Annotated in this window: 16 protein-coding genes; all 16 read right to left on the bottom strand. The window is 45.4% G+C overall.

Going from position 1 to position 17816, the window contains the following annotated elements; translation table 11 throughout:
* Positions 1–49 precede the first annotated feature (49 nt).
* The 16 genes from spoVS to JJQ88_RS01085 all read right to left on the bottom strand — a co-directional run bounded on the left by spoVS (position 50) and on the right by JJQ88_RS01085 (position 17712).
* Positions 50–310 carry a stage V sporulation protein SpoVS gene (spoVS, locus tag JJQ88_RS01160; RefSeq protein WP_010193268.1) on the bottom strand — a complete coding sequence of 87 codons (261 nt, stop codon included), beginning with the start codon at positions 308–310 and terminating at the stop codon, positions 50–52.
* 143 nt (positions 311–453) lie between these two features.
* Positions 454–1251: a TIGR00282 family metallophosphoesterase gene (locus JJQ88_RS01155; protein WP_210363893.1), complete on the bottom strand. Its 798-nt coding sequence runs from the start codon at positions 1249–1251 to the stop codon at positions 454–456.
* 88 nt (positions 1252–1339) lie between these two features.
* Positions 1340–2902, bottom strand: coding sequence for a ribonuclease Y (gene rny / locus JJQ88_RS01150; RefSeq protein WP_210363892.1), 1563 nt, complete (start codon positions 2900–2902; stop codon positions 1340–1342).
* A 326-nt stretch (positions 2903–3228) separates the two neighbouring features.
* Complete coding sequence (gene recA, locus JJQ88_RS01145; RefSeq protein WP_210363891.1) at positions 3229–4266, bottom strand: recombinase RecA; 1038 nt, start codon at positions 4264–4266, stop codon at positions 3229–3231.
* A 336-nt stretch (positions 4267–4602) separates the two neighbouring features.
* The gene (locus JJQ88_RS01140; protein WP_210363890.1) at positions 4603–5853 is read right to left on the bottom strand and encodes a competence/damage-inducible protein A; all 1251 of its coding nucleotides are present in this window, start codon (positions 5851–5853) and stop codon (positions 4603–4605) included.
* 24 nt (positions 5854–5877) lie between these two features.
* Entirely contained in the window at positions 5878–6456 is a 579-nt protein-coding gene (gene pgsA, locus JJQ88_RS01135) for a CDP-diacylglycerol--glycerol-3-phosphate 3-phosphatidyltransferase (RefSeq protein ID WP_210363889.1), read from the bottom strand.
* Positions 6457–6606: 150 nt separating this feature from the next.
* A complete protein-coding gene (locus tag JJQ88_RS01130; protein ID WP_210363888.1) occupies positions 6607–7491 on the bottom strand; it encodes a helix-turn-helix domain-containing protein in 885 nt (294 codons plus the stop codon).
* Between the two features lie 20 nt (positions 7492–7511).
* Positions 7512–8303 (bottom strand): DUF3388 domain-containing protein, encoded by a 792-nt coding sequence (locus JJQ88_RS01125; RefSeq protein ID WP_210363887.1) that lies wholly within the window; start codon positions 8301–8303, stop codon positions 7512–7514.
* A gap of 310 nt (positions 8304–8613) precedes the next feature.
* Entirely contained in the window at positions 8614–8871 is a 258-nt protein-coding gene (locus tag JJQ88_RS01120) for a DUF3243 domain-containing protein (RefSeq protein ID WP_210363886.1), read from the bottom strand.
* 102 nt (positions 8872–8973) lie between these two features.
* Positions 8974–9696, bottom strand: a complete 723-nt coding sequence (gene ymfI / locus JJQ88_RS01115) for an elongation factor P 5-aminopentanone reductase (protein WP_210363885.1) — start codon at positions 9694–9696, stop codon at positions 8974–8976.
* Positions 9697–9756: 60 nt separating this feature from the next.
* Positions 9757–11049, bottom strand: a complete 1293-nt coding sequence (gene yfmH, locus JJQ88_RS01110; protein ID WP_210363884.1) for an EF-P 5-aminopentanol modification-associated protein YfmH — start codon at positions 11047–11049, stop codon at positions 9757–9759.
* Positions 11049–12326, bottom strand: a complete 1278-nt coding sequence (gene yfmF / locus JJQ88_RS01105; RefSeq protein WP_210363883.1) for an EF-P 5-aminopentanol modification-associated protein YfmF — start codon at positions 12324–12326, stop codon at positions 11049–11051. The genes yfmH and yfmF overlap by 1 nt, the downstream gene beginning before the upstream one ends.
* A 219-nt stretch (positions 12327–12545) precedes the next feature.
* Positions 12546–13634 carry a GGDEF domain-containing protein gene (locus JJQ88_RS01100; protein WP_210363882.1) on the bottom strand — a complete coding sequence of 363 codons (1089 nt, stop codon included), beginning with the start codon at positions 13632–13634 and terminating at the stop codon, positions 12546–12548.
* Positions 13635–14148: 514 nt separating this feature from the next.
* Positions 14149–15102: an ABC transporter permease gene (locus JJQ88_RS01095; protein WP_210363881.1), complete on the bottom strand. Its 954-nt coding sequence runs from the start codon at positions 15100–15102 to the stop codon at positions 14149–14151.
* 1 nt (position 15103) lies between these two features.
* Entirely contained in the window at positions 15104–16192 is a 1089-nt protein-coding gene (locus JJQ88_RS01090; protein WP_210363880.1) for an ABC transporter permease, read from the bottom strand.
* Positions 16189–17712, bottom strand: coding sequence for an ABC transporter ATP-binding protein (locus JJQ88_RS01085; protein ID WP_210363879.1), 1524 nt, complete (start codon positions 17710–17712; stop codon positions 16189–16191). Before JJQ88_RS01085 ends, JJQ88_RS01090 begins: the two co-directional genes overlap by 4 nt.
* Positions 17713–17816: the final 104 nt, after the last annotated feature.

The raw sequence follows: 17816 nt of genomic DNA, 5'->3' as shown, positions 1-17816 counted from the left end.
TCACTCATGACTTGTTCTTCAGCATATCTTTTAAGGCAAAGCGGCCCAATTATCTCGGTTCCACAATCAGCTTGATTGCAGTTCTTTCTTCTCCATCAATCAGGATGTCAGTAAATGCCGGGATGCAAATGAGATCGACTCCGCTGGGTGCTACGAATCCTCTTGCAATCGCTACTGCCTTTACGGCCTGATTCAATGCACCCGCTCCAATCGCCTGGATTTCTGCTCCCCCTCTTTCCCGCAGTACTCCAGCAAGCGCACCAGCTACAGAATTAGGATTAGATTTTGCTGAAACTTTTAATATTTCCATTCCTGGCTCCTCCTTATATTTGTCCCGTTCCTGGACCCCTTGCACGGACATCCAGGTTAGTTTGTTCCACTGCTACTATATTCAGGAGAAAGCCTCTATATGACCGGGGAGCATGAAAAAGCACAATCTATGCCGGCTGCATGCTAATCGTAAAAAGGGTGGTCATCATTGATGAGCACAGTCTGGATCTTCTGTGCCTTACCTGTCTTCTTGTCCAAATCGACCACCGCCGCCGATAGCTGGGTGCGCCCATCCTTCACAACTTCGAACCTTACAGGCAGGCTCGTCTGGAATCTTTTTATGACCGCATCCTTCTCGACGCCAAGAATGCCATCATACGGGCCTGTCATCCCAACATCGGATAAATACGCAGTCCCATTTGGCAGGATTCTCCGATCAGCTGTCTGGACGTGGGTATGTGTCCCGATGACAGCAGAAACCCTGCCGTCAAGATACCAGCCCATTGCCTGTTTTTCACTGGTAGCTTCTGCATGGAAATCCACAAAAATCAAAGGAGTCCTCCTTGATGCTTCGGCGATCAATTCGTCAGCCTTCCTGAAAGGGCAATCCGTAGGCGCCAGGAAGGTGCGGCCCTGCAGATTGATGACAGCCAGTTCTTCCTGGTTCAACTTCAGGTAAACGATTCCCTTTCCTGGGACATCTTCAGGAAAGTTTGCTGGTCTGACTAAATACTTTGCCTCATCAATGAATTGGAAAATTTCTCGATTATCCCAGGCGTGATTTCCCAGCGTGACCGCCTGTGCACCCTGTTCAAGAAATTGCCTGTAAATTTTTTCGGTTATGCCTTTCCCGCTCGCAGAATTTTCTCCGTTGATGATGGTTACAGTCGGACGGTATTTCTCTTTTAGTTTCGGCAAATATTCCGATACCATATTGCGGCCTGGAGATCCTACAACGTCGCCAATAAACAAAAGTCTCATTTTTTTCACTTTCCTGTCTGAATTAGATTTATATATGAAAAATTGTATCATCAGGACGCCAAAATAAAAAGCGGTGCTAAGCACCGCTTTATTTTGCGTATTCCACTGCTCTTGTCTCACGGATGACCGTGACCTTGATATGCCCAGGATAGTCAAGTTCTTCCTCGATCTTTTTCCTGATATCACGTGCAAGGCGATGTGCCTGAAGGTCATCGATCTGGTCCGGCCTGACCATGATCCTGATTTCCCTGCCTGCCTGGATGGCAAACGACTTTTCAACACCCTCATAGGATTCGGAGATTTCCTCCAATCTCTCAAGGCGTCTGATATAATTCTCAAGCGCTTCGCTGCGGGCTCCTGGCCTTGCAGCGGATAATGCATCAGCAGCTGCCACGAGCACGGCAATGATTGAAGTTGGTTCAGTGTCACCATGGTGAGAAGCAATGCTGTTAATGACAACAGGATGCTCCTTGTATTTGGTGGCCAGCTCAACGCCAATCTCGACGTGGCTTCCTTCCACTTCATGGTCAATCGCTTTTCCAATGTCATGCAGTAATCCTGCACGGCGGGCCAAAGTTTCGTCTTCTCCAAGCTCCGCTGCCAGCAATCCAGACAACTGTGCTACTTCCATAGAGTGTTTCAGGACATTCTGTCCGTAGCTGGTGCGATACTTCAAACGGCCAAGAATTTTGATCAAGTCAGGATGCAGACCGTGCACACCCACTTCAAAGGTAGTTTGTTCCCCTACCTCGCGGATGTGTTCATCAACTTCACGGCGGGCCTTCTCGACCATTTCCTCAATTCGGGCCGGATGAATGCGTCCGTCTTGAACAAGCTTTTCAAGAGCTAAACGGGCTGTTTCACGCCTGATTGGATCAAAACCGGAAAGGATGACTGCTTCCGGAGTATCATCAATAATGAGGTCAATTCCTGTCAACGTCTCCAGGGTACGGATATTCCGTCCTTCACGTCCGATGATCCTGCCCTTCATTTCATCATTCGGCAAGTTTACGACTGAAACAGTTGTTTCGGCAACATGGTCAGCTGCACACCTTTGAATGGCAAGTGACAGTACTTCCTTCGCTTTTTTATCGGATTCCTCTTTCGCCCTGTTTTCGTTTTCTTTAATCATTAATGCAATGTCGTGAGCAAGTTCTTGCTCAGTCCGCTCCAAAATGATGGATTTAGCCTCTTCACGCGTCAAGCCCGAGATGCGTTCAAGTTCAGCCTTCTGTTTTCGTACCATCTCGTCCACTTTGCTTTCCATCTCTTCAATATGCTGTTGTCTTTTGGAAAGAGCGTCATCTTTTTTCTCTAAAAGATTTTCTCGCTTATTCAACGATTCATCTTTACGATCAAGATTCTCCTCTTTTTGCAATAAACGATTTTCTTGTTTTTGCAGTTCATTTCTTCGTTCACGAATCTCACGTTCCGCTTCCGTACGCAGTTTGTGATTTTCATCCTTAGCCTCCAGCAGGGCTTCCTTTTTCAAAGCCTCTGCCTCCCGCTTCGCATCTTCTATGATCTGCTCAGCAGCGTTTCTGGCTCCTGCAATTTTTGCTTCCGCTACGGATTTACGATAAAAATAGCCAACAACTGCACCGACGAATAGGCCAAGCAAAATGGAGATGATCAAAATAATAGGATCCATCATTTTCACCTCCTCTTGCTATGAACTTGTGTTACGTTTTTTAAAGTGTCGGCATGTACATTGTTTCAAGCATCAACATACAGCTCTAATGCTTTTAAACGTTTTTAATACCATGAAAATGTAAAATATACATTTTTAATTGTAAAGCTGCGAAATTTTATTGTCAAGGGTTTGTCCGATTAGGAGTGCAATGCTTTTTATCCATTATTTGTTCATTTTATACAAAAGTTGAGAATCCTATTGCTGGATGATCTTCCATTTATGAGGAAGCCAAAACAAAGCCTCCTGTTTGCAGGAGGCTTCGTTCAGAAATATTCGCAGTAAATTCAATCCAGATCGAGTGCTTCCTGGTCCTCTTCTTCTGGAGCAGTGAAGTCCGAATCCAGCCCATAGTGGTCACGGATTTTCTTCTGGATTTCAAGGCGGATTGACGGATTTTCTTTCAGGAAGATCTTTGCATTCTCCCTTCCCTGTCCAAGGCGTTCTTCATTGTAGGAATACCAGGATCCACTCTTTTGGATGATATCCAGGTCCGAACCCATGTCAATGATTTCGCCTTCCTTGGATATTCCTTCTCCATACATAATATCCACTTCAGCGGTACGGAATGGTGGCGCTACTTTGTTCTTGACGACCTTGATCTTCGTCTTGTTCCCTACCATGTCATTGCCTTGCTTCAAAGTTTCCGCACGCCTGACTTCAAGGCGTACGCTTGAATAGAATTTCAATGCGCGGCCGCCAGGAGTTGTCTCAGGGTTTCCGAACATCACGCCGACTTTTTCACGAATCTGGTTAATGAAAATAGCGATTGTCTTTGATTTGTTAATCGCTCCGGAAAGCTTACGAAGTGCCTGTGACATCAAACGAGCCTGAAGGCCGACGTGTGAATCGCCCATTTCCCCTTCGATTTCCGCCTTCGGTACAAGTGCAGCGACAGAGTCGATGACAATGATATCAACCGCACCGCTCCGGACAAGCGCTTCAGCGATTTCCAATGCCTGTTCCCCTGTATCCGGCTGTGAAAGGAGAAGCTCATCGATATTTACGCCAAGCTTCTGCGCATATACAGGATCAAGCGCGTGTTCCGCATCGATAAATGCAGCCTGGCCACCATTTGCCTGTACTTCAGCAATCGCATGAAGCGCGACAGTCGTTTTACCTGAACTTTCAGGTCCATATATTTCTATGACCCGTCCTCGAGGATATCCGCCTATTCCAAGTGCGGCATCCAATGCAAGCGATCCACTTGAAGAAGTGGAAATCTTCCTGTCAGTCTGTTCTCCCAGCTTCATGATTGAGCCTTTACCGAATTGCTTTTCAATCTGTTTCAATGCCATATCTAATGCAGCTTGACGATCACTCACTCAAATTTCCTCCTTTTATATAAAACGAACCGGCTGCAGCCGGCCCGCAAATCTCATCTTCAAGACCTACTATAAATATACCTTTTTCCTATGTGTTTGTCCAACAAAAAATCGAACATTTATTCGATTATTTTCCGAAACGATTTTGCTGATAAATTTATTTTTGGATGTCGCGCATGTCATTTTTATTGAAATCCACAGCTTAAAAAGTGAATTTCCATAATGAATCTTTCAATTTTTAAATGTTGTGCGCGGCTACCTGCCGAATTCTGGGCTGCTCTGGCAGCTAATACTCCATTCGTTCCAGAGGTCTAAACCCAGAAAAAAACACGGAGCTTATCGCTTCCGTGTTTCCGATAATCGATCAAGCAGCAGCTGGCAGCCGTACTTGACGGCCCGTGTCCTGACAGCATTCCTTGTACCGGCAACCATGACTTTTTCTGCATGGACTGGCTGTCCCTTGACCGCAATCCCAATGAACACTGTACCAGGAGGATGCCCTTCAAGCCTATCTGGGCCTGCAACTCCTGTGAAGCTGATCCCGATGTCAGCATCCAGGAGATTCGCAGAGTTCACTGCCAGTTCCATCGCACATTCCCTGCTGACTGCGCCGAATCGTTCAATTGTTTCCTTCTTTACTCGTACCAGAACCATCTTTGCTTCATTAGAATAGCAGACAATTCCACCCTTAAAAAAGCTGCTTGCCCCCGACATCGCCGTGAGTTCCTGCTGGAACATCCCTCCGGTCAGGCTTTCTGCAGCAGAAATGGACATTCCCTCTTCAGCCAGGAGCTTTGACAGTTCCCTGATGAGCGAAGTTTCACCATATCCATAGAAGAAGGATCCTACACGGGACATGATTTCCTTCTCAACCCCATCGATCAGGGACTTGGCTGTCTGGGTTGAAATCGCGTTTGCTGTCAGCCTCAGCGTTACTTCACCATCCCCTGCCAATGGAGCGATGGTTGGATTCGTCTGATTGTCGATCAGATCCTCTATCTTCGCTTCCAGGGCTGCCTCCCCAATTCCAAAGAACCTTAAAACGCGTGATTCGATTTTCTGCCCTGAAACGATTGTCCCTGTAATGGCGCCTTGCCCGTATTTCAGGAACATTGGCTCCATTTCAGAAGGAGGTCCGGGAAGGAGCATATACTTGTGGGAATCTGTCGCGATGAACATTCCCGGTGCCATACCGTGTTCATTTTTCAATACAGTGGAACCCTCGATGACAAGCGCCTGCCTACGGTTGTTCTCTGTCATCGTCCGATTCGTCTGTTCGAAATATTGTTCGATTGATTGCATCGCATCTTCGTCTAAGGAAAGTTTCCTCCCGAGCTTGGAGGCGATCGTATCCTTTGTCAGGTCATCCTTGGTAGGACCAAGTCCGCCAGTGAATATAATCAGGTCGGCCCGATTCTCGGCAATTGTCATTGCCTGTTTCAGCCTGATTGGATTGTCCCCAACTGCTGTATGGTAAAACACATTGATGCCTAGCGCAGCAAGCTGCCTGGACAAGAACTTCGCATTTGTATTCGCGATCTGTCCAAGCAGCAGTTCAGAGCCTACAGCAATAATTTCAGCATTCATCCATTCTCCCCCTGTTGTCAATACTCATTTTGAATTTATGAACACATGCTTGTTCTTGTCAAAGTAATCCCATCCAGACCAAATCGTGAAGAACATCGCTACCCAAAGGGCGATATCATCAAAAGGGAAAGAGAAATACTCAAAAATGATGTTGTGGAGCAACAACGCTGAAATAGCAACGATTTGGGTCCATGTCTTGATTTTCCCGAGCATGTTTGCGGCAACGACTTCCCCGCCGCCCGCAAGGACCAGCCGCAGGCCTGTGACGGCAAACTCCCGGCTGATGATCACAATCACGATCCACGACGGGGCAAGGTTAAGATCAACAAGCACGACCAAAGCAGCTGAAACGAGAAGCTTATCCGCAAGCGGATCGAGGAATTTGCCAAGGTTCGTCACCATATTATGTTTTCTGGCATAATGGCCGTCCACCCAGTCAGTCGTTGAAGCAATGATGAAAATCAAGGCGCCAACCAGATGTGTTACGGGCATCTCTGTCCCTAACAGACTGATTTCTCCCCATGAAAACGGGACAAGCATCACGATCATGAACAGTGGAATCATAAAAATCCTTGAAATCGTAATCTTATTTGGTAAATTCATATTCTTTTCCTCCAAGGTGATAATTGTGGCTGCATCATTTTAGCATCCATCTTTCGTCAGTTATGTAAAAAGTGAAAATAGCCACCATCCCAGATGACTATCATGCACTTAGCCCGTATAAACAAAATCGTCCATACGGGCAATCATTCCTTACTTCATAAATTTGATTGTGATTTTCTGGGTCATATCCTCTTCCGGCGGGATGGCATACTCCAATTTCTCGTCATTCACATAGATTTCTGTCTCAGGCGTTTTGCCGATATTAATGGTCACCTCGGTTTCATTGGAGAGATCCTGTGACCAGCTTTCATTTGTCCCTTTTTTCATGATTCCCTGGAAAACGGTTTTCCCGCTGGCGTTGGATACGCCAACCCATGTTTCTCCTGTGGAAACAACCTTGACAGAAAACTTTTCGGCATTTTTCAATTCGTATGTTGAATTGCTCCCGCTATTATCGACAACCTTCAATTCCTGGTTTGGAGCCTCCTCGGCTTCATCTTTGGCAGGGTCTTCGTCATCCTTTGCCTTTTCATCTTCCTTCTTTCCCTTTTTTCCATCGCTGCCATCTGAAATCTGTTCTGACTCCTCGAAATTGGTAGGTCCTTTCTCAGTCATCACCTGCTCCTTGCCTTCATCGCCTGCGCTATTGACAATCAAGAACCATACCAGGGCGGTTGCACCGATTATGAATACCCCAATCAGGATCTTAGGCAGGATATCAAAAATCCTTGATGTGTCGGGGGAGAGGCTTTTTCTTGAACTGACCCTCGACAGCTGCTCAGGCAATTCTTCATTATATGTAGATGGAATTTCGTTTTTATACTGTTCCAGCAATTGATCGGGCTCAAGCCCCACCGCTTCTGCATACTGTTTAATGAACGCCCTCACATAGAATTTTCCGGGCATCATGGAATAGTCCCCCTGCTCAATGCCAAGCAGGTACCGCTTTTGTATTTTCGTGATGGACTGCAGCTCGTCCAGGCTGAGGCCTTTTGATTCACGCGCTTCTTTTAAAACATTTCCTAACTCAGTCACGATAACACCTTCCAATACTTTTAAAAATCGAATCCTCCAAAATCCGAATCGGTAAACATGTTATTTCTCTGGACCACATCATACACGATTTCTTCTCCTGGTTCGTTTCGAAGCTCAATTATATAATCAAAATCATTCATTGTATATTCTGTATTTTGGACAAAAATATCAGGGTGCTCGACAACCTTGACTGCCGGTAAACGCATGATTTCCCTTACAAGCTGCCAATGGCGCTCATTCGCCCTTCTTGTTGAAACAATCCCGTCAATGATGAACAGGTTATCTGCGCTGTATTCATCTTCGATCAATTGGTTCCTGATAGTCTGTTTAAGCAGTGTCGAAGAGACAAACAGCCATTTCTTATTGGCACATACACTACCAGCGACGACCGATTCTGTCTTTCCGACCCTCGGCATTCCGCGGATCCCAATCAGTTTGTGCCCTTCCTGCTTAAATAATTCTGCCATAAAATCCACCAGGAGTCCAAGTTCATCTCTTACGAACCGGAAAGTTTTTTTATCATCGGCGTCACGGTTGATATAGCGGCCGTGACGGACGGCTAAACGGTCGCGGAGCTTTGGTTCCCTTATTTTAATTACTTTTATTGTATCCATTGTGTTTAATATCGACTCTAGACGAACGATTTGGTCATCATCCTTGGCAAGGATCAACAGGCCGCGCCTTCCCTCATCGACTCCGTTGATTGTCACGATGTTTATGGACAGCATCCCAAGCAAAGAAGAAATATCACCAAGCAGGCCTGGACGGTTGATTTTCAGTTGATATTCCAGGTACCATTCTTTTTTCACCATTCTTTCTCCCCCTATGCTTTATAAGGTGCGACAGTTTTTGACATGAAATCTCTAGCTTCTATAATATATGATTTTGGGTGAAGATGAAAGGAAAAACAAGGCAACGGATGGCGTTCAATAAGAAATTGGCAACAACCTGGGTTTTTTATGCTGAATGGGCGATAGCCAATTTTTGAAAGGGATCCCAACCGCGGCAATTGCCGTTTTCCAACAAAGCTTTTTGCAACGGAATCACTTGATTGAGAGCAAGGGCGAACAGCACAAAAAAAGAGAGGAATCAAACCCATCCCCTCTTCTCTCTTTTTTTCGATTATCTCGTCCCGTTGTTTTGAACAAGCTTAACCATAATGTTGGCAATTGCCTGCTGCTCTTCTGGGCTGGCAACTGACCATAAGTCTGTCAAGACTCTTTCCTGCTCGTTTTTAGGGTCTACATTCTTGGCAAGATAGTCCCCTATCTGGTAAGCAAGATCTCCGACAACTTCTTTGTTCATTCCCTGGTTCTGGGCTTCCTGAAGACGATCTCCAAGAAAATCCTTCCATTGATTCCAATTATCCAGTACAGACATTTTTATTACCTCCTTATCAAAAATGGTACAAGGTTATTTTGCATAGGAGGCGTGATTATTATGCATCAAAATCGAGCTTTTGAAAAAAGGCCAAGCCCCGCGTTACGTGTACCATCCACCATTGATTGACAATACTTGGCCTGTAATATAGGACGCCCTTTCCGATAAAAGGAACTCAATGCTTTCCGCAACTTCCTCAGGTGTGCCTAGCCTACCTGAAGGGATTTGCTCTGATATGGCTGCCAGTTCATCCGGGGGGAATCCTGCCATCATTGGTGTGTGAATGGCTCCTGGCGCCACCGCGTTCACCCTGATTCCTGAAGGAGCCAGCTCCTTGCTCAATGCTTTCGCAAACGATATTTGCGCCCCCTTCACCATCGAGTAAGCCACCTCGCATGCAGCGCCTGTTTGGCCCCAGATGGATGAAACCATTATGATACAGCCGTTTTTTTTGGCTACCAGTTTTGGCATCAGCTTTTTTGTCAGCATGAGCGGAGAGGTCACATGAAGCTGGATCAGCTCTTCCGCTTCTGTCTGTTCAAGTTCCTCCAGCATTCCATAGGTGGAATTGCCAGCGTTATGAATGATTGCGTCAAGGGAAAAAACACTGGATGCGAGCTCCAAATAACCCGTCCTTGAAGATAAGTCCGCTTTGATCGGAAGGTACTCACCTTCGAATCGCTGCAACTTCCCCAAAAGCTCGCTGATTCCCTTCTTGTTCTTGTTGTAATGCAAATACAGCGAATAACCCGATTCGGCAAGTTTCAAGGCAATCGCCTGTCCGATGCCTCCGCTTGCGCCGGTTACAAGTACGAATTTCTTCATTTTTACTCCTCTCCATCTTGTCCATGCAAAATGCGCCGGAGTGGCCGGCGCAATCAAACATCATCTATTCTTCGGAATGACCTGGCAAACTGTCAGCCGTTCTTCGTCAATGAGATTGCCAGCCACATTTTTGATATCATCAAGTGTCAAGGCCTCGAGGGTCGGTACGACATCGAATAAATCCATTTCATTGAAAGCGTAGCGAGTGAACTGGTTAGCGATATATTCAGGTGAGTTCACTGCCCGCAGGAATGCGCCGATTTTTTTCTTTTTCGTCCGTTCAAGGCTGGCTTTAGTCAGGCCAGAACCATTCTTTGCTTCGAGCAGCATCCCCTTAAGCTTATCTGTAAGCAACTCCGGGTCCGAAGTGTCGCCGCCAACCATCGCGAAGCCAAAGCCCTGTTCCTGTGTATAATCGTATGAAAAGGTGTCATCGACAAGTCCGTCATTGTAGAGACTTGTATAGTTATCGGAGCTTTTGCCAAACAGGATATCGAGCATGACATTGACAGCAAGCTCGTTTTTAAGCATTTCACTTCCAGCCTGATCAGTCCTGGGAGCTTTTAAACCTACAAGGCATTTAGACGTCTGTACATTCATGTTGAGGATTTGTTTCTTTTCAGCAACCGCTGCCGGTTCGTCCTCAAAACGCCGTTTGATTTCAGGCTTATTCTTATACTGCTTCCGAGCCTGGTTCTCCCTGACCTGGGCCATGATTTGTTCCGGCTGGACTGGTCCGACAACAAAAAGCAGCATATTGCTCGGATGGTAGAACGTGTTATAACATTCATAAAGCATATCTTTCGTGATATGCGAGATCGACTCAATTGTCCCGGCAATGTCAATGCTGACAGGGTGGTTCTTATACATATTCTGGATCAATCCGAAATAGAGTCTCCAATCGGGATTATCATCATACATCGTGATTTCCTGGCCGATGATTCCCTTTTCCTTTTCTACGGTTTTTTCCGTAAAATAGGGGTCCTGCACAAAGTCGATCAGGGTTTCCAAATTCTTCTCAACGTTCGATGTACTTGAAAAAAGGTACGCCGTCCTCGTGAATGATGTAAAGGCATTTGCCGATGCCCCCTGTTTGCTGAATTGCTGGAAGACATCTCCATCTTCCTTTTCAAATAATTTGTGCTCAAGAAAATGAGCGATTCCATCAGGGACCCTGACGAACTCTTCCCTTCCTGGCGGAAGAAAATGGTTATCAATCGAACCATACTTTGTTGTGAATGTTGCGTATGTTTTATTGAAGCCTTTTTTCGGCAGGATATAGACAACGAGTCCGTTCTCCATTTTTTCGTAATAAAGCTCTTCTTGAAGCTGTTCAAAAATGATTTTTTCCATTATTTATCCGCCTCCAATCCAGTCAGGAAATAAATGGTGTCCATTTTCACCTTCTTAGCTGCCTCCACGATATCCTCTTTCGTTGTGTGACGCATACCCTCAAGCCAGTCAGCAAGGTTCACAGGCTGTTCAGCGACTACATTGTGATATAGTACTTCGACCATTCCTCTCGCTGTATCAAGTGTTTCGAGCATCTGATTTTCGATGACAGCTTTCGTCTGGCTTATTTCCTGATCGGTGAATCCACCGGACTGCATTGCCTGAAGTTGCTCCCCGATTATTTTTACGGCTAAATCGTAGTTCTTGAATTCAATCCCCGACATGACCATCATCAAGCCTTTGTGGCTTTCCAGCCTGCTGGCGACATAATAGGCAAGACTAGCTTTTTCCCTAACATTCAGAAACAGTTTCGAATGGGAAAAACCGCCGAAAATGCCATTGAATAGCTGTAGCGCATAATACTCCTTGTCTCCATAGAGTATATTTGTCCGATATCCGATATTCAGCTTTCCTTGTTTGACATCGTCTTGTTCCTTGACAATTTCTTCAGCATTCTCGACAGTCGACGCTTGCTCAGCCTTCTTTGGTATACGCGGTTCGAATTGGAACAGCTTTCCTGCGATTTCCTCGACTTCCCCTTCCTCGACATCGCCAATGACATAGAGATCAAGTTCATCTTCGTGAAAAGCCTGTTTGTAATATGAAAAAAGGCTCTGTTCTGTAATGGCCGGGATGTCTTCTATTTCACCATTAACATGGAGTGCATAAGGTTCCCCTTTGCACATTTCCTGCACAAGCCTGAAATTCGAATACCTCATCTTATCATCATATACAGCCTGGATCCGTTGTTTCAGCGTCCGCTTTTCTTTCTCCACTGTATCTTTATCGAATGCATCATTTTCTGCAAGGGGATGCATCAATACCTCAGCCATCAGTTCCATGGCTTTTTTAAGCAATGGCTCCGGATCGATCAAGAACTTTTCATTCGCTATTTCCAGTGAAAAGCTGATGATATGGTATTCCCCTTTTTTCGCGACATCCACATAAAGGTTGGCACCGTAGAGTTCATCAAGATAGGAACGGAGCCTGGAGGTCGTCGGGTAAGCCTTCGAGCTGCTTTGAAGAACATGTGGAAGCAAAGCCCTCTTTGTGACATCTTCCTGTAAAAGGGGTGCCTTCATCCTCCAGACGATTGTATTTGTCTTGAATTTTCCTGTTTTAACGATATGGAGCTTATACCCTTTCATTTCCTTGATCGTTTCTGAGATAAGAGCCATAGAAATCCTCCTTTATTTATCGAAGCAATCAGCAATACATTGCCACCATCCTATTTACAGTTATCATGCAAACTAAACATTCTTCTATGTATACAATGTACCTGTTCTATTTAATATTCCAATAAATATACCTTTACTATACCTTTGGGATTTGCCATCCTTCAAGTGGGAGCTCCATAAAAGTCGATATGCAGCAAAAGCTTCCCTTCATGGGAAGCTTTATTGCCTCGCAGATGCGACTTCCCCCTGCGCTAAGGGAGAACGAAAGATGAATCCTGTATCAAAATGTGTCTGGTCTTTGCCGGCGGCTTTAGCTCCATACAGCAATTGGTCGGCCTGCCCGAGGAGTTTATCCGGAAACCCTTCACCATGTGATGACACGATTCCAAAACTCATCGTTATGCTCCGACATTCTTCGTGGAACTCTTCGGCAGCAAGGCTGGCGTATAAATCGTCGAAAAAGCGAATTTGTTCCAGTTCATCTGTTGTTGGCAGGAGAAAAGCGAATTCTTCTCCTCCATACCGGAATGCCTGTGCATCATACTTTTTTGCCAGTTCATGAAAAATTGCTCCGATTTTCTTGAGGATTGCATCTCCGGTAATGTGGCCAAATCGGTCATTCACCTGCTTGAAATGGTCGATATCCCCCATCACAAGGCTGAAGCCCTGTCCAGAGGAAGCAAGCAGCCGCAATTGTTCCTGAAAATGCCTGTGGTTATATAGGCCTGTCAGATAATCAATGAACATCAATTCCTGGAATATTTCCTTTTGCCTGAAATGCTTCCTTTCGCGAATGACAATCAGGGAGCCAAAAACACCGACAACCCAAATGAAGAACAAATTGATAGTAAAAATAAAGGATGTGTAAAAATCAAAATTTCCTTGTAAAAGATAAATGAGTGCATAACCGATTGTCATGCAAGCTGAAGAAAGCAGCGCACCTTTTGTCCTCCAGTAAATCGTTGCATGCATGACCAATAAATAGGAAATCGGGAACAGAGGGGACAACACTCCTTCTGTAAGTACCAAAAACCATATGAGCGCAACATAATCAAACACAATGCCTGCTTTAGTCATAACGCCAAAATATTTGTTTCCAGGCGATAGTCTTGCCAGCGCAACTTGTGCTGCTGCCATATAAAGAAACCCCATTGTCAACAGAAGAGGAAAGCTTTCTTTAGTGAATTGCAGCCTGTCCGCTAGAGGAGGAAAATAAAAGATAACCACACCGATCAACAGGAAAATCCAGCGCAGGTATGAAAAGATTTTTTCTGTTTCCCTATCATCCAAATACAAAGATAACTTCATGTGTACAGCCTCTTTTAACTGTTATTTTTAACCATCTTTTCCTTAATTTTATCACACTTAGTACTTTTTTACTAAATATATTCCAAAAATATTCGTTCCTGCCAGAAATGTTTCTCCTGCTAATTTCAATCCACTATCATAGCCCCCCACCAATGCCTTTGATCAAAATTAAAACGGCACTAAACATAGCTTTGCTTGCTTGATCGCCTGTCCGGTTAAATGAGATGCAGGTTTGCCTTTTGGCTGGTGTCAGGGCACAGTCGCAGAATTGAACGCCGTTATTTCCTTTGAGGCGCAAATCCCCAGACAATTACCCAGATTTCATTTGTGGGAATTTACGATAAAATGAACAAAAAGCTCGTCATCCGGGAGCCCGCCAGGCGGGGATAGAAATGGCCCGATTAATTTTCGTTGAGGAGAAAATTTCTCTCGTTTCATTTAACGAATGCCGTCTGCGTTGAAGCTTCTTGCTGCATAAAAAATGAGGTACCCGGAAGTAGGTACCTCAAAATGATCATCGTTTTCCAGAATCGAAGGTTTCCCCTGCTGCCTTCGGCGCCTGGGAAGATTTCGAGAAAATGACGAGTGCCATCAGCGTCACAACATATGGGAAAATCTTCAGGATGATTGGCGGGAATACAGCCAATTCCGGAATGACCTGTGAGACGTTGGCAATCGTACTGGCAAATCCGAAGAAGAAGGTTGCTGCCAATACACCGAATGGCTTCCATTGCCCGAATATCAATGATGCCAGCGCAAGGAAACCAAGGCCGGAAACTGTTCCAGTGAACTCACCCGCATAGGTGACAATGATCAACGCACCGCCCATGCCGGCGAATGCCCCGGAAATCAATACACCGCTATAGCGCACTCTTGTGACATTGACGCCTGCAGCTTCTGCAGCCTGCGGAAACTCACCACAGGACCTAAGGCGAAGGCCAAAGCGAGTCTTATAAAGAATGAAGGAACTTACGACAAGGATCAGCAACACAAACCATGTCGTAGGATAGGTTTTCGTGAAAAACAGGTCTCCGATGATTGGAATATCAGACAGGACAGGCACATTGGATGGCGAAAAACCGCTTGTTATCCTGATGTTCCCGCTTCCAGTGATATTCCTGGCCAGGAACACGGTAAGCGCTGTCGCAATCAAGTTGATCGCTGTACCGCTGATAATCTGGTTCGCGCTTAAATTGATGCTTGCGAAAGCATGCAGGAGGGAGAACAGGATTCCCGCAAGTACCGCAGCCAAAATCCCCAGCCACAGCACAACCGTATTGTTATCAATCACATCACCAAGGTAATGGATGGTCAATGCCCCTGAAAATGCCCCGATGACCATTAAGCCTTCGAGTCCAATATTGACAATACCGCTTCTTTCACTGAACAGACCGCCTAAGGCTGTAATGAGAAGAGGGATTGTAAAAATAATCGCATAAGGAAATATTTGCTGTATGATTGTCCACATCTTATTTCGAATCTCCCTTCTCGACTACTGGCACATCGGCATTGGCATTTTTCCCATTCGAGTCATTCTTTCCGAATTTTTTCAGCAAACGCTCGATCAATACACTTGTAGCTGCGAAATAAATGATAATCGCAATGATTGTGTTTGCCAGTTCAGGAGGGATTTCTGTCATCGCGTTCATGAATCCTGTACCAGAGTAGAGAATCCCGAAGAGGACAGCAGCAAAAAAGACTCCGATTGGTGAGTTTGCACCAAGCAGCGCAACGGCAATTCCGTCATATCCTTGGAAAGGCAAGATACCAATCTGGATGCTTGAAGCATTTCCTGTGTATAGGACTACACCGCCGACTCCGGCAAGTGCGCCAGAAATCAGCATGGACAGGATGATATTCCGGTTCACTTTCATTCCGGCGTATTCAGCAGCATACCTGTTGAAGCCCACTGCTTTCAGTTCGAATCCCAATGTTGTTTTGTTGATGATGAAACCGACAATGATCGTCGCGATGACTGCCAGGAAGATACCTAGATTAATATAGGAACCATCAAACATCTCCGTAAGGAAAGGAGTCCTTAACGTTGCAGATTCAGCAAGCTTCCTGGATTCTGTTTCAAGGAACTCTCCCTTGAAATAACCTGGTACGATATAATACACTGTCCAATAGGCTATCCAGTTCATCATGATTGTTGAAACGACTTCATGTACATTGAACTTTGCCTTCAGGATACCAGGGATGTATGCCCATAAAGCTCCGCCTACCAGGCCGGCCATCACCATGACGAAAAGAAGCACCGGTCTGGAAAAATCATAAGTCAAGCCGATGGCAGAGGCACAAAGTCCGCCAATCAGCATCTGTCCGGATGCTCCGATATTGAATAATCCAGTCCTGAACGCGAATGCGACTGAAAGTCCGGTAAAGATCAATGGTGTAGCTGTCGCTAATGTATTCCCGATTCTCTCAAGGTTTTTCAGGGCTCCCTGAATGAGATAGGAATAACCTTCAATTGGATTGCTGCCGATCGCCAACATGAGGATTCCGCCGGCAATTAAACCGAGTAAAATAGAAATGAGTGATACGATGGTGTTTCTCATATGCTTCTCTCCTTAGCCACGCCTGCCATCATTAGACCTACTTCGTTTTCATCTGTTTCAGAAGCTTTTACAACGCCTATCAACTCCCCATTATTGACGATGGCAATACGGTCAGAGAGCTGCAATACTTCATCAAGTTCAAGGGAAACAAGCAACACTGCGTTTCCTTTATCCCGGTGTTCTATCAGTCTTTTATGGATATACTCTATCGATCCTACGTCAAGGCCGCGGGTAGGCTGAACTGCAATCAGAAGCTTTGGATCCAGTTCGATTTCCCGGCCGATGATGGCTTTCTGCTGGTTGCCCCCGGACATGGTTCGGACGATGGAGGCCGCGCCTTCACCAGAACGCACATCAAAATTTTCAATGATATTTTTAGCGTATTTCTTTATTGCCGGGAAGTTGAGAAGCCCATATTTTGAGAATGGCTGCTTATTGTATATCTCCAGGACCATATTCGATTCCAAAGTGTAATCCAAAACAAGTCCGCGTTTTTGCCTGTCTTCCGGAATATGCCCAATACCACTCTCGATCCGCTGGCGAATTGGAGAGTTTGTGATTTCCTCTCCGTTAATCAGGATCTTGCCGGATTCAGCTTTCCGCAAGCCTGTGATCGCTTCCACCAGCTCAGTCTGCCCGTTTCCGTCGACACCGGCAATCCCTACGATTTCTCCTGCTTTGACCTCAAGTGAAAAATCTTTGAGCCCCAATACTTTCCTGTTATTCTTGACAGACAAGGAATCTATTTTAAGTACTACGTCTCCAGGAGTACTTTCTTTCTTATTCACTTTGAATGAAACATGCCGGCCAACCATCATTTCGGCCAAGCTGGCTTCGCTGGCGTCCGCTACATTGACCGTGCCAATCGACTTCCCGCGGCGTATGACTGTACAGCGGTCAGCGACAGCTTTAATTTCCTTCAGTTTATGGGTAATGATTATGATGGATTTTCCTTCCTTGATCAAATTGCGCATGATCTTCATCAATTCATCGATTTCCATAGGAGTCAGTACCGCTGTTGGTTCATCCAAAATAAGGACATCCGCTTCACGGTAAAGCATCTTCAAAATTTCGACCCTTTGCTGCATGCCTACAGAAATATCTTCGATTTTCGCATAAGGGTCAACATTCAAGCCATAATGCTTTGATAGTTCCTCAATCCGTTTGGCAGCTTTTTCTGTATCCAGCACGATGCCTTTTAACGGCTCGCTGCCCAATATGATATTCTCGGTAACAGTGAAGTTTTCAACAAGCTTAAAGTGCTGATGCACCATCCCGATGCCAAGGCGGTTCGCGACATTCGGATTTGTTATCCGCACTTCCTCCCCTTTGACTTTGATCGTTCCTCTTTCCGGCTGATACATGCCGAACAATACGCCCATCAAGGTAGATTTCCCTGCACCATTTTCCCCCAGTAGCGCATGTATCTCTCCCTTTTTTAATGACAAGGAAATATTATCATTGGCTACGATACCCGGGAATTCTTTCCGGATATTCAACATTTCTACAACATAACTCATAGTAGCACTCACCTTTGTATTAGACTCGATTCCCTCATAGGGAGTCCCCTAAAATGGAACAGCACTGCAGGAAAGAACAAGACTGTATCGACGGTCTTACTTAT

It is taken from the genome of Bacillus sp. REN3 (assembly GCF_017912555.1).
GTDB lineage: Bacteria > Bacillota > Bacilli > Bacillales > Cytobacillaceae > Mesobacillus.
The sequence above is the reverse complement of the archived record's forward strand: the minus strand, read 5'-3'. Positions and strand labels throughout refer to the sequence as shown.